Source organism: Halopiger xanaduensis SH-6 (genome assembly GCF_000217715.1).
GTDB classification, from domain to species: domain Archaea; phylum Halobacteriota; class Halobacteria; order Halobacteriales; family Natrialbaceae; genus Halopiger; species Halopiger xanaduensis.
Window position 1 is genome coordinate 2,211,552 of record NC_015666.1, and the last position, 11,529, is coordinate 2,223,080.

The 11,529-nt window shown below is 67.0% G+C and carries 14 protein-coding genes and 1 other RNA gene; 6 read left to right on the forward strand and 9 right to left on the reverse strand.

The genetic code is table 11. The annotated features are described in order from the left end of the window. Positions 1-18 precede the first annotated feature (18 nt). Positions 19-573, forward strand: a complete 555-nt coding sequence (locus tag HALXA_RS10795; protein WP_013880390.1) for a GMP synthase subunit A — start codon at positions 19-21, stop codon at positions 571-573. A 284-nt stretch (positions 574-857) separates the two neighbouring features. On the opposite strand, the gene HALXA_RS10800 is transcribed toward HALXA_RS10795, so the two are convergent. Together HALXA_RS10800 and HALXA_RS10805 are read right to left on the reverse strand one after the other, a co-directional pair. Then, the gene (locus tag HALXA_RS10800; RefSeq protein WP_013880391.1) at positions 858-1,124 is read right to left on the reverse strand and encodes a DUF3194 domain-containing protein; all 267 of its coding nucleotides are present in this window, start codon (positions 1,122-1,124) and stop codon (positions 858-860) included. Then, positions 1,125-1,517: a prefoldin subunit beta gene (locus HALXA_RS10805; RefSeq protein WP_013880392.1), complete on the reverse strand. Its 393-nt coding sequence runs from the start codon at positions 1,515-1,517 to the stop codon at positions 1,125-1,127. Between the two features lie 167 nt (positions 1,518-1,684). Here HALXA_RS10805 and HALXA_RS22100 point away from each other — a divergent pair, with 167 nt between their 5' ends. Continuing rightward, a complete protein-coding gene (locus HALXA_RS22100) occupies positions 1,685-2,098 on the forward strand; it encodes a hypothetical protein (RefSeq protein ID WP_216087246.1) in 414 nt (137 codons plus the stop codon). A 105-nt stretch (positions 2,099-2,203) separates the two neighbouring features. On the opposite strand, the gene HALXA_RS10815 is transcribed toward HALXA_RS22100, so the two are convergent. Next, positions 2,204-3,097: a phosphatase PAP2 family protein gene (locus tag HALXA_RS10815; RefSeq protein WP_013880394.1), complete on the reverse strand. Its 894-nt coding sequence runs from the start codon at positions 3,095-3,097 to the stop codon at positions 2,204-2,206. Then, complete coding sequence (locus HALXA_RS10820) at positions 3,097-5,097, reverse strand: ABC transporter substrate-binding protein (protein WP_013880395.1); 2,001 nt, start codon at positions 5,095-5,097, stop codon at positions 3,097-3,099. The genes HALXA_RS10815 and HALXA_RS10820 overlap by 1 nt, the downstream gene beginning before the upstream one ends. A gap of 176 nt (positions 5,098-5,273) precedes the next feature. Here HALXA_RS10820 and HALXA_RS10825 point away from each other — a divergent pair, with 176 nt between their 5' ends. The 3 genes from HALXA_RS10825 (at position 5,274) to HALXA_RS10835 (ending at position 6,857) form a co-directional block, all read left to right on the forward strand. Continuing rightward, complete coding sequence (locus tag HALXA_RS10825) at positions 5,274-5,552, forward strand: ribonuclease P protein component 4 (RefSeq protein ID WP_013880396.1); 279 nt, start codon at positions 5,274-5,276, stop codon at positions 5,550-5,552. A 106-nt stretch (positions 5,553-5,658) separates the two neighbouring features. Then, the gene (locus HALXA_RS10830; RefSeq protein WP_013880397.1) at positions 5,659-5,907 is read left to right on the forward strand and encodes a YhbY family RNA-binding protein; all 249 of its coding nucleotides are present in this window, start codon (positions 5,659-5,661) and stop codon (positions 5,905-5,907) included. Continuing rightward, on the forward strand, positions 5,904-6,857 hold the full coding sequence (locus tag HALXA_RS10835) for a mechanosensitive ion channel family protein (protein ID WP_013880398.1): 954 nt from the start codon (positions 5,904-5,906) through the stop codon (positions 6,855-6,857). The genes HALXA_RS10830 and HALXA_RS10835 overlap by 4 nt, the downstream gene beginning before the upstream one ends. Positions 6,858-6,885: 28 nt before the next feature. Here HALXA_RS10835 and HALXA_RS10840 read toward each other — a convergent pair whose 3' ends face one another. The 4 genes from HALXA_RS10840 to HALXA_RS10850 all read right to left on the reverse strand — a co-directional run bounded on the left by HALXA_RS10840 (position 6,886) and on the right by HALXA_RS10850 (position 10,021). Next, the gene (locus HALXA_RS10840; protein ID WP_013880399.1) at positions 6,886-7,698 is read right to left on the reverse strand and encodes a LolA family protein; all 813 of its coding nucleotides are present in this window, start codon (positions 7,696-7,698) and stop codon (positions 6,886-6,888) included. Positions 7,699-7,781: 83 nt separating this feature from the next. Beyond that, positions 7,782-8,720: a DMT family transporter gene (locus HALXA_RS10845; RefSeq protein ID WP_013880400.1), complete on the reverse strand. Its 939-nt coding sequence runs from the start codon at positions 8,718-8,720 to the stop codon at positions 7,782-7,784. 145 nt (positions 8,721-8,865) lie between these two features. After that, positions 8,866-9,179, reverse strand: an RNA gene (gene ffs, locus HALXA_RS21060) — signal recognition particle sRNA. 137 nt (positions 9,180-9,316) lie between these two features. Continuing rightward, complete coding sequence (locus HALXA_RS10850; RefSeq protein WP_013880401.1) at positions 9,317-10,021, reverse strand: DUF2270 domain-containing protein; 705 nt, start codon at positions 10,019-10,021, stop codon at positions 9,317-9,319. A gap of 121 nt (positions 10,022-10,142) precedes the next feature. On the opposite strand from HALXA_RS10850, the gene HALXA_RS10855 reads away from it, so the two are divergent. Next, positions 10,143-11,291, forward strand: coding sequence for an ABC transporter substrate-binding protein (locus HALXA_RS10855; protein ID WP_013880402.1), 1,149 nt, complete (start codon positions 10,143-10,145; stop codon positions 11,289-11,291). 68 nt (positions 11,292-11,359) lie between these two features. On the opposite strand, the gene HALXA_RS22105 is transcribed toward HALXA_RS10855, so the two are convergent. Continuing rightward, a complete protein-coding gene (locus tag HALXA_RS22105) occupies positions 11,360-11,515 on the reverse strand; it encodes a hypothetical protein (RefSeq protein WP_171814670.1) in 156 nt (51 codons plus the stop codon). Between the last annotated feature and the right edge of the window lie 14 nt (positions 11,516-11,529).

Here is an 11,529-nt window from a genome sequence, read left to right on the forward strand (position 1 = left end):
ACTCGCTACGGACACGCAATGACGAAAATCGTCGTGGTGGACAACCACGGACAGTTCACCCACCTGGAGCGCCGGGCGCTTCGCGACCTCGGCGTCGAGACGGAACTGATCGACAACGACACGCCCCCCGAAGACGTCGACGCCGACGGCGTCGTCCTCTCCGGCGGCCCGGACATGGACCGGATCGGGAAGTCCCCCGAGTACCTCGAGGCCGATATGCCGGTGCTGGGTATCTGTCTCGGCATGCAACTGATCGCCGAGGAACTCGGCGGCCGCGTCGGGGGCGGCGACTACGGCGGCTACGCCGACGTCACCGTCGACATCGTCGACAGCGACGACCCGCTCACGGGATCGCTCCACCCCGACACGCGGGTCTGGGCGAGCCACGCCGACGAGGTCAAAGAGCTCCCCGCAGGCTTCGAACTGACCGCCGAAAGCGACGTCTGCGACGTCGAGGCGATGAGCGACACCGACCGCGACATCTACGGCGTCCAGTGGCACCCCGAAGTCGCCCACACCGAGGAGGGCGAGGAGATCTTCGAGAACTTCATCGAGATCTGCGAGTCGCAGTAGCGGTCCCGTCGTCACTTTCTCTCGGACGCTCTCGCACGTCTGTTACCGGCACGGCTATCTCTCTCGCTCGGGTGTCCGCTGCGCTATTCGGAACGCGTCCCAGAGCGCGTAGGTGAGCCGCTGGAGCAGCGGATCCAACGCGGACGGAATACGGCCGACTCGAGGCCTCGAGGAACTCAGGACGCAGCGACTGCTCTACTGGCTACTGGAGACAGCGACGGCTCTCGAAAGCGCGTACCGACGGCCGAAACGCCGCCGATGAAGAAGCGGAGTCGGTGTCGCTCTCAGGCCGCGTCCGCGTCCTCGAACAGCTCGTCGACCGCCTGGCGCGCGGTGAGCGCCGCGTCGTCGGCGACCTGCTCGGGGTCGGGCCCGTCCTCCTCGTCCGGCCCGTTCAGGTAGACGTCGACCTCGAGGACGCCGTCCTCGAAGGTTACGGTGACGTCGAGATCGCGCACGTCCGATTGTTTGTACTGCGAGAAGACGTAGCCTTCCGCAGCGTCAGAGGCCGTCTGCACGACCTCGTCGTCGGTCGGTTCGCCGCTCGACATTTATGCGCCGCCGGCGCCCGGACCGCCCGGGCCGGCCGGACCGCCCATGCCGCCGCCGAGGAGTTCTTCGAGCTCCTCCTGGAGGCTCTCGAACTGATCCTGGACGCGCTCTTCCTGCTTCTCTAAGGTCTCGAGGCGGATCTCGAGGGAGTCGACCTTGTCCTCGAGGTCGTCCTGAGCCTCGTCGTAGTCGGTCTCGACGAGGAGTTCGCCGACGTTGCGGTACATCGTGGTCTCGTCGTCGATGTTCTCGAGTTCGTCGAGCGCGTTTTCGGCCTCGGTGAGGTTCGTTTCGGCTTCCTGCTTCTGGACGGCGACTTCCTGGGCCGTCTCCTGCAGGTCCTGGAGCTGTTCGATTTTCTCCTGTGCCTCCGGCGGCAGATTGCCTTGCATATTTCGACCGTCGCCCTCCGGACTGATAAAGCCAAGCTTTATCGTCGACCCGGAGGGGCCGATTCACAGATCCGTTCCACCGACCTCGTTTTGCCTCCTCGAGGCGCTATTTTCGCGGTTTCCGGGACGTGACTCGAGCGCCGCCGAATTTGCTTCCGATCAGAAACATGGCAATCCTTTTCCGCGGCGCAACTGAATCCGAGGGTATGACGGACGAAAACGAATCCGAACCCGAAGCCGGGTCCAACGGCGACGACGGGGACGAGGAGAAGTCGTTCCGCGAACGAGTCGAGGAGATTCGCGAGAAGCGCGCCGAGGAAGCCGAGGGCGAGGGCGACGCGCCCGAGAGTCCGTTCGGCGGCGGTGGCGGCCCCGGCGGCATGGGCGGGGGCGGCAACCCCTTCGCGCAGATGATGGGCGGCATGATGGGCGGCGGCCCCGGCGGCGGTCCGGGCGGCCGCGGCGGCAGCGACGAGAGCAACGAGGAACTGGTCCGCGAGGTCCGCCAGCTCCGCGACGAGATGCGCGACCAGACCCGCGCGTTAAAGCGGATCGCCGACGCGATCGAAGACGACAACTGACGACGCAGCGTCGACATCGCTGCCGCTTTTCGTTTCGGTTCGACGAGATCGACGCGCAGCCGGTGCTGGAACCGTCACCGGCGAGTTCGAACGGCGGGCTCGACGTTAGTCGCGCTCGGCGCGAGTCTTCTCCGATTCTCGCTCGGCCTCGGCGGGGCCGCGGCCGCCGATCTGTCGAAGCCGCGGGAATCTGTTCGCGGCCCACTGGGAAACCGACCAGCGACCGACCAGCGCGTGCGCCAGGGCGACGCTGACGTACGCCAGCCCGAGCCCGGCGACGACGTCGGTCGCCCAGTGGATCCCCAGGTACATCGTCGAGACCGCGACCGAAATCCCGAGCGCGAGGGCGACGGCGAGCCACTTCGGGTAGATACTCCGCGTACGATACGCCAGTAACGCGACCGTTCCGGCGAGCGACGCGTGCAGCGACGGGAACACGTTGGTATTGCGGTTGACCTGCCGCGTGAGGTGTTGGTACTCCGGATACGTGTCGTACAGCAGCGCCGTGACTTCGGGCATCATGTTCCGCGGGCCGTAGGCGATGACGAAGATGTAACACACCAGTCCGAGCGCGTAGTTCAGCGTGTAGGCCGCCAGCAGCTCCCGAAGGGGCCGCGTGTTCGAGAGCGCGAAGTAGGCGATAACGGGGAAGACCAGCAGGAAGACGTAGCCGTAGATGTAGATGAACGAGAAGTACGCCGTCGCCGCCGGCGTCTCGTAGGTCTGCAGCCAGAGGATGAACTGCCCCTCGAGGTCGAAGATCGTCCCGGTCAGATTCCAGCCGATGATCCACGAGAGTTCGGGGCCGATCAGCCTGATGTCGCTACTCCCGACCAGGACGAGCGCGAGCACGGCGGTGACCGGGGCGATCGCACGAAGTCGCTCGCGCCACTCGCCGATAGTGGCGCGGAGCCGGTATCGGCCGACGAAGACGACGATTCCGATCAGGACCATGAGCGTCACGACGGCGACCAGTTGCGTCAGGACTTGCGCGAGCATCAGCGTCTCACCCGTAGTCGGCCCTCGCCGTCGTAGCTGAACCCGGCGCTTTCGAACGCGTTCCGGGCCGCAGCGACGTCGATCTCGCCGTCGGTCCCGAGGAACGGCGTCTCCGGGTCCTCGCCGTCCCAGCGGAGACTGTCGGGCGTCCACTCCTCGGTGACCGGCGCGGCGATCGGCCGCGCGTGGCCGTCGAACACCGCCTCGACGAACCACTGCTTGTCGAGCACCTGTGCGACGCACCGCCGGAAACGCGGGTTGCTGAACGGCGCCTTCCGCGCGTTGAACCCGAGGTGGTAGAACAGCCACGACTCCGACTCGAGGACCTCGACGTCCTCGGGTAGCTCGCCCGCTTCCGCGTCCCCGAGGAGGTCGTCGACGACGTAGCTCTCGAGAGCGGTGCTGGTGATATCGGCCTCGTTCGTCTCGACGCGTTCGATGGCGGACGCGCTTCGCGGATCGATCAGGAACCGGAGCCGATCGGGGGTCACCCCGGGCAGGGTGACGCCCTCGCGGGCCGTGAAGTGATCGTCGAACCGCTCGAGCGTGACGTGCTCGCGCTCGCTTCGAGTCGCGAACTGGTAGGGGCCGCTGCCGACCGGCGGGACGTTGTTCGTGACCAGCGCCTCGCTCGTGCCGAGCGCGACGCGGTAGCCGGGAACGTCGGCGGCCGCCGCCCGCGGCTCCCAGATATGTTTCGGCAGAATCGGCACCGTCAGCGCGCGCTCGCCGACGGCGCGACTCGCGTCGACCGTTATCTCGAGGCGGTGGTCGTCGAGTCGGTCGACGGACTCGACGGCGTCGACGCGGCCCCGATAGAGCGGCGCTGGGGCGTCGACCTCGAGATCCCCGAGGCCGGTGTCGGCGAGGAACCGGTACGTGAATCGGACGTCCTCGGCGGTCAGCGGCTCGTCGTCGTGGAATCGGCAGTTCTCGCGCAGTTCGACCGTCATCGTCTCGCCGGCGTCATCCCACTCCCAGTCGGCGGCGAGCCACGGTTGGAGGTCGCTGGTCGGCGCGGTCCCCGCGTCCGAAGGGGCGGAGTCGCTACCATTGCCGCCGCTTTCGTCGTCCGTGGTACCGGTGGTAGACTCGCCCCCGTCGTCTTCCGTCTCGGCATCGGTGTCGTCTTCCTCGAGATCCGCGCCGTCGAAGTCGGTGCTCGAGAGGGGAACGACCGCGAGCGAATCGTACAGCAGTTCGATGATCGTCCCGCGGTTCCGGTACTCGGCCGAGAGCGGATTGAGGTTCTGCGACGGCCGGGCATCGACGTGGGCCGTTCGTAACACCGCGGGCTCGTCGCCGTCCGCGTCGTCGCCACCAGATCCGTCGCCCGACTCGAGCGCGGGGCCGCGTTCGAGCCCGAGGTAGCCGAGCCGCGACGCGGGGTGGCCGTCGCCCCAGCCGGCGAACCGGTCCGTCCGGACCAGCCGATACTCGTCGGGAACGCACAGCGGCACGAACGGCTGTTCGACCGCCAGCGCCTCGAGCGTCTCCTGAACCGCTGCCTGTCGGTCGCCCCCGTCGGCCGCGCGCTGGGCCTCGAGGAACTCGTCGAACGCCAGATTCGCGTAGCCGAAGGGGTTCTGCCAGCCGCGCTCGTCGGCGTAGCGGGAGTGCAGCGCCTCGTAGAGGTAGGACGGGTCGGTGCCGCCGGGGTGGCGGCCGACGTAGACGTCGAAGTCCTGGTTGATCAGGATCGCGCGCAGGAATTCCTCGTTGGATCGCATCTCGATCGAGGCGTCGATGCCGACGGTTTCGAGGGCGGCCGCGATCTCGCGGGCGAGTTGAATGCTCTCGCGGTCGCCGTCGGCGGGGAGGGTGGTGATCGTCAGCGAAAGCGGTTCGACGTCGTCCCGGTTGACGACACTTCTGACCCGGCGGATACAGCCGCTGGTCGACACCGCTGCGCCGGTTCCGGCCGCCGCCAGCATCGCTCGGCGGCTAATCGATCCGCCGTCGCAGCTATCGTTCTCGTCGTTCGGCTCGGATCCGATCATAGATGCGGTGACATAGTGGGCGAATAGAGATTTCCGTCGAATTTGGTTGCGTACCCACGGTTCGCCGGTGGAATATAACTAAGTTGTGTTCCGCGTACGCGGCGCTCGCCGGCGAGTCGCCGCATCGAGGGAACGCAACACCAATACGTGAACCGCCACAACGCACGCACGTCACGATGAGCATCGCCGCCGAGCGACTCGAGCGCCTGCACGACCTCGCCAGCGCGGCGGCAGCGGACGGCGACGACGAACGGGCCCGCTACTACGTGCAACTCGCCCGCCGCGTCGCGGAGCGAAACCGCCTCTCGCTTCCGAAGCAGTTCCGGCGGTTCACCTGCGACAACTGCGACCGCTACCTGCGGCCGGGCTCGAACGCCCGCGTCAGGCTGCAGGACGGACACGTCGTCATCACCTGCGATTGCGGCGCCCACGCCAGGTACCCCTACGAAGGGTAGGTGGGTACGGTCGCGAGCTGCGGCCGAGTACGTGCGGAGTGCTGACACGGCGGACGGCGAGCCGGTTCGCGAAGATTCAACTGCATCGACTCCCTTACTCGGGGCTATGGACCAACAAGAACTCAAAAAGCGCGCACACGACCTCGACGTAACCGTCTGGGTCGGCAAGAGCGGTATCGAATCGGTCGTCGACGAACTCGACGATCAGCTCTCGAACGCGGATCTGGTGAAGGTGAAGTTCCTGCGGGCCGCCCGCGCCGGCAGTTCGACCGAGGAGAAGGCTGCCGATCTCGCCGAGCGAGTCAACGCTGACCTCGTCGAGACGCGCGGGCACACCGCCGTGCTGTATCGATGATCGGCGACGCCGAATCGGTTTCCGCGTCGCTTCCGAACTTCCGTCCGCTGCAGGCCGATCCTACCGGGCCGGTCGAGCGCGGCCTCGAGCTGGTCGGGCTCGAGGATCCTGCGCTGTTGAACAGCGTCGCGGGGGCGCTTCGGTTCGTCCTCGCGTTCGTCGTCGTCTGGGCGCTCGGCCGCTTCGTCGTCCTGCCGCTCGTGCGGCGCGCCTTCGATCGGCGCGGTCTGGACGAGCACGCGCGGAATCCGCTATTGATCCTGACTCGGTTCGGGATACTGTTCGTCGCGATCGCGGTCGCGTTCGGTGCCGGCGGATTCGGCAACTTCCTCGTCTCGATGGCCGGCATCGCGGCGGCCGGCGCCCTGGCGATCGGGCTGGCGATGCAGAACGTGATTTCGAACTTCGTCGCGGGCATCTTCATCTACACGGACAAGCCGTTCCGGATCGGCGACTGGATCGAGTGGGACAACGGCGACTACGCGGGCGTCGTCGAGGACATCAGCCTCCGCGTGACCCGCGTCCGAACGTTCGACAACGAACTGCTGACGGTACCCAACTCGGTGCTGACGGACGACGTGATCAAGAACCCGGTCGAGGGCGACAAACTGCGGCTGAAGTTCGTCTTCGGCATCGGGTACGACGACGACATCGAGCAGGCCACGACCATCATCGTCGACGAAGCCGAACGCCACGACGGTATCGCGGACGAGCCGGGGCCCAGCGTTCGCCTGACGGAACTCAACGACTCCGACGTCGGACTCCAGTCGCGGTTCTGGATCGAGAACCCCTCGCGGTCCGACTTCGTCCGGATCAAGGGCGAGTACATCACCGCCGTCAAGCGACGGTTCGACGAGGAAGGGATCGACATCCCCTACCCCGTCCGCACGCTCGATGGCGATCTGTCCCTGAACGGGGCCGGTCAGAGGGTCGTGCAACCGGCCGAATAGGGCCGCTGCGGCGACTCGGCGCCACCCATCACCACTCCTCGACCGTGGCGTTCGCCGGCGGCTCGAACGCGAACCGCTCGTCCTCGAAGCCGGTGTTGAACGTCACCGTCTCGTATTCCATGGTCAGCTCGTGGCGCTCGCCGTTTGCACCCTCGTAGACCAGCCGCTCTTTCAGCGGGTAGTCGTACTCCGCGTCGATCCAGAGCGACCACTCGATCACGCCGAGGTCGGTCTCGACGGGAGCGGTCTCGAGCGGGACGACGAACTCGGTGTTCCCGACGAGCACCGAGACGTCCCGCTCGACGGTCCCGTTTTTCGGCTCGATTTCGAGGACGTGGGCCTCACGGTCCGCGATCTGCTCTGTGCCCGCGTACTCGAGGTCGTACAGTTCGCGTTGCTCGGCGGCCATGTCGGCCCGATCGGAGCGGACCGCCGCGTCGTCGAACGGCTCCGCCGGTTCGAAGTAGTACGCCGTCTCCGCGTCCGGATCGTAGTTCCAGGTCGCCGAGGCGTTGGACACGTAGCGGTCGCCGATCACCGACGGCTCCGACGCGTTCAGCACCTCGCTGCGCTCGTCGGTGTAGGGCCGTTTCTCGATGCGGATACGTTCGAAGACCGTGTCGTTCCCGGCGGTCATCTCGGCCGTCCGAATTCCCTCGAGGTCCTCGAGGTCGTCGGCGTGGACGTACGCGCTTTCGAAGAGCGCGTCCGGCTCGGGACTGGCGGCGGCGTCGGCCCCGGAACCGCTCCCGTCGCTCGTCGGCACGGAGACCGCACATCCCCCGAGCGCGACGAGCAACGCGACCGCCCCGAGGAGCGCGGCGAAGCGACGAGGTGTCATCACACGTGTTCACCGAGAGAACGGTTCTAAACTTTTTCATCGGCGGGGCGGCCGACGGTTGCGGCGGACGTCCGATTCCACGGCTACGACTCCGCCGTCGAGACGACGTAGACCCCCGCAGCCATGACGAGTCCGCCGAGGACGAACCGCGGTCCGAGGGGCTCGCCCAGCACCGTCGCCCCGAGGAGGCCGCCGACGACCGGCTGCGCGAAGAAAAACGCCGAGATGACGCTGGCGTCGACGTACTCCATCCCCTTGTACCAGAGGTACCACGCCGCGGCGGTGCCGAGCACGCCGAGGTACAACACCGCCGCGACGAGCGCCGGCGTCGGCTCGATCGCCCGCAGCGACGCGTCGGTGAGCGCGACCTCGAGCGGCACCAGCGCCGCGAGCATCGGCACCGCGGCGAGCGTGGAGTAGGTCGCCGTCTCGAGGGCCGAGTAGCGGTCGATCAGCGGCTTCCCGCGGACGGTGTAGAGCGCCCACGTCGCGCTCGCGATCAGGAGCATGCCGATTCCGATCGTCGGCGTCGAGCCACCGGCGAGCGTCGAGAGGTCGTACTGTCCGGTCAGCACGAGTACCGTCCCGGCCAGCGCGCCGACGATACCGGCGACGAGACGCCCGGTGAGGCGCTCGCCGAGCATCGTCACCCCGAGGAGGATCGTGAAGATCGGCGTCAGGACGGTGATGAGCGAGCCCTGACTGGCGGTCGTCATCGCGGTCCCGAGGAACTGGGTCGTCATCGAGGCCGTGATGACCGCGCCCAGAGCGACGAATCCGAGCAGGTCCCGGCGCGCGAACCGTCGGCGCGGGTACCGCACGCGGACGACGAGCAGCAGCGCCGCTGCGCCGACGGCGATTCGGAGAAACGCCAGCGTCACCGGCGGAATCGATTCGAATCCCCACATGCTGACGACGTAGAGCCCGCCCCACAGCACCGCCGCGGCGAGGGGGGCCAGCGCGAACAGATACGTCGTACAGAACCGTCGCAAGCGAGCGACTCGAGCGTACGAACGACTCATCGGTCGCACGTAACGGCAGGGGTAATATGGTCCCTTCGAACGGCGACGTGATTGTCGCGGTCGGCGCCGCCGGTACCGGACGACTCGAGTAGCAACGGCGACGACTGCTGTTGCTCTGCAAGCGAGAGGAATGAAGGATGACGTATGAATGCGGAAGCCGCGATTGCCCGGCGTTCCGGCCGGGGGAATCCCGGTTGCCTTCTCCACCCCGCGACCCGTCGAGCGACAGGTGTCCGGCGGTCCACTGCTCGCTTCCGCGCCTGATGGGCTGTCGCCGGCTAACCGCGATGGGGCGTCCCTGCGGACGGCCACCGCGGACCGCTGTCCCCGACGGACGAGGCTTCTCTGTTGGCTCCCGGGGCCCCGGCCGGTCTGACCGGACGCCCGCGGTGTTCGGTCCCCGCTAATGACCGTAGCGCGGGTAGTGAGCAGGGCCAAACTGCCCGACCTATCCATTCCCTCGTAGGGGGTAACACCTTAAGGGCCTTTCGCCTCCGTAATCGCTCGACGGCGTGCGGGTCCTTCGCGGAAGCGACGAGCCGCGGTCGCGACGAGCGCAGCCGCGGACCGTTGGTTCGGTGCCTCGAGACCGATGCTCACTCCTGCTCGAGGTCGCCGTGATCCGCCGCGCCGGATTCGCCCCGTTCCTTGTCGGACAGCGGGACGGCGAGCACGAGCAGCGCGAGGTAGTAGCACCCGACGACGGCGGCGATGACCGTGCCGTCGACGCCGGGAAGCGCGGCGCTTTCGGGGAACGGGGTGTCCGGGTTGAACGCCCAGAGGTGAAACACCCAGCTGGCCAGCATCGCGCTGATCAGGGGCAGGTACACCCGTCGCAGTCGGTGGCTGAACGCGCCGCGGTAACTGATGTGAGGCGTCGGATTGCGGTAATCCTCGCTCAGTTCCGCCCGCCAGGCCGACCGCTCGACGCCGGCCGAGGGATCGAGCGCGTTCGCGAAGAGGTTCTCCTGCAGGACGCGAACCCGCGATCGCCAGATGTCGTAGGTTTGGAACCGGCGCGCTTCGATGAACAGGAACGCGGTGCCCATGACGACCCCGGCGAGGATGACCGCGTGGGACACCTCGCCGGAGAACGCGTACGCGACGATGGCGGCCATGATCGTGACGGCCCAGTTCGTCGTCGTATCCAACCGGTCGCGCCAGGAGACGGCCCGTTCCACCTCGCCCCGATAGAGGTGCGCCGCGACGGAGCCGAGCCCGGTACTCTGATCGACCATTTCGCGGCCGACCTCGCGCTGTTCGGGTGCTTCCGGATCGAACTCGGAGTCGCCGTCGCTCATACGCGGCTCTCATCGCCGCAGCGCCAACACCCTTTCACCGGCACCCGTCGGGTCCCGCCCCAGGCATTTCGGCTCGCCTAAAATAGAAACCGTTTTGAATAATTAGGCGAGCCTAAATCGTATGACCGAACGATCGACGACCGGACCGACGCGTCGGAAACTGCTCGCGATCGGTGCCGGAACCGCACTGACGAGCGGACTCGCGGGCTGTGCTCGAACCGAGACGACCGACGACTCGAGCGGCGAACACACCGTGACGATGGAGCCGATGGGCGAGGTCACCTTCGACTCGGTTCCCGAGACGTGGATGGCCTACTTCAGCACCTACGGCGACATGGGGATCGCGCTCGGCCAGCTCGAGGGGCTCCAGGGACTGATATACACCGATAACTGGCCCCTCGAGTTCTACGAGACGCTGCCGGGCGTCGACGTCTCGTTCGACGACGTTCCGCAACTCGCCGGGAGCAACGGCATCGACAAGGAGATCTTCTACGAGCTGGATTGCGACGTTCACCTGATGGACCCGAACTTCGTCGCGCGGCTGGACGACAACTGGGACGACGACGATTTCGAGGAGATCGAGACCAACGTCGGCCCGATCGTCGGCAACAACATCCGCCGCCGCGACGAGAACTGGCACGACTACCGCTACTACGACCTCTACGAGGCCTTCGAGATCGTCGCGACGCTGTTCGACGAGCGCGAGCGGTACGACGAACTCGAGGCCATCCACGACGAGTTCCAGTCGACGCTCGAGGCCGACCTGCTGCCCGAAGACGAGCGCCCCGAGATCGGCCTCGTCTCGATCAACTCCGACTTCGAGACCGGCTCGTTCTACGTCTACCCGCTCGAGAACGGGAATGGCCGCAAGCAGTATCAGGATCTCGGCGTTCGCGACGCGATCGGCCCGCACCTCGACGCCTCGTACGGCGAGTGGGACTACGAACAGCTCCTCGAGGCCGATCCGGACGCACTGGTGTTCTCCTACGGCTTCTCGCACGCGACGGCCGACCAGTTCGAAGAGCGGATGGACCTGATGCGGGACGACCCGACGGGATCGGAACTCGCGGCCGTGCAGAACGATCGCCTCTACCGCGGCGGGACCGCCTACCAGGGGCCGATCATCAACCTGCTCCAGACCGAGATCGCCGCCAAGCAGTTCTATCCGGACGTCTTCGGCGCGTGGGACGGCCTCGAGACGCTCGAGAACGCCGACGAACAGTTGGTCGATCACCGACGGGTCGCCGACGTCGTGACCGGCGAGTTCTGATCGACTCGGGGATTGCCCGCGACCGAGAGCGGGCGCGGGACCGGTCGGCCGGAAATCGGTAGGGCCGGTTACGCCTCGCCGGCTTCGGCGCCCTCGACGGCGGACTCGGTGCCGCCGTGACGGACGAGTTGGGCCGCCGCAGCGGCCACGATGACAGCGACCGTCCCTGCGGGGACGGGATTGCCGCGTTCCTGTAACCGCGAATGAATTGTGCCACTGATCAACAATCCTTATGCGC

Bases quoted from the DNA above. Each gene is read 5' to 3' on its own strand.
- HALXA_RS10795 (WP_013880390.1), top strand. From the start codon at position 19: ATGACGAAAATCGTCGTGGTGGACAACCACGGACAGTTCACCCACCTG.
- HALXA_RS10800 (WP_013880391.1), bottom strand. From the start codon at position 1,124: ATGTCGAGCGGCGAACCGACCGACGACGAGGTCGTGCAGACGGCCTCT.
- HALXA_RS10805 (WP_013880392.1), bottom strand. From the start codon at position 1,517: ATGCAAGGCAATCTGCCGCCGGAGGCACAGGAGAAAATCGAACAGCTC.
- HALXA_RS22100 (WP_216087246.1), top strand. From the start codon at position 1,685: ATGGCAATCCTTTTCCGCGGCGCAACTGAATCCGAGGGTATGACGGAC.
- HALXA_RS10815 (WP_013880394.1), bottom strand. From the start codon at position 3,097: ATGCTCGCGCAAGTCCTGACGCAACTGGTCGCCGTCGTGACGCTCATG.
- HALXA_RS10820 (WP_013880395.1), bottom strand. From the start codon at position 5,097: ATGATCGGATCCGAGCCGAACGACGAGAACGATAGCTGCGACGGCGGA.
- HALXA_RS10825 (WP_013880396.1), top strand. From the start codon at position 5,274: ATGAGCATCGCCGCCGAGCGACTCGAGCGCCTGCACGACCTCGCCAGC.
- HALXA_RS10830 (WP_013880397.1), top strand. From the start codon at position 5,659: ATGGACCAACAAGAACTCAAAAAGCGCGCACACGACCTCGACGTAACC.
- HALXA_RS10835 (WP_013880398.1), top strand. From the start codon at position 5,904: ATGATCGGCGACGCCGAATCGGTTTCCGCGTCGCTTCCGAACTTCCGT.
- HALXA_RS10840 (WP_013880399.1), bottom strand. From the start codon at position 7,698: ATGACACCTCGTCGCTTCGCCGCGCTCCTCGGGGCGGTCGCGTTGCTC.
- HALXA_RS10845 (WP_013880400.1), bottom strand. From the start codon at position 8,720: ATGAGTCGTTCGTACGCTCGAGTCGCTCGCTTGCGACGGTTCTGTACG.
- HALXA_RS10850 (WP_013880401.1), bottom strand. From the start codon at position 10,021: ATGAGCGACGGCGACTCCGAGTTCGATCCGGAAGCACCCGAACAGCGC.
- HALXA_RS10855 (WP_013880402.1), top strand. From the start codon at position 10,143: ATGACCGAACGATCGACGACCGGACCGACGCGTCGGAAACTGCTCGCG.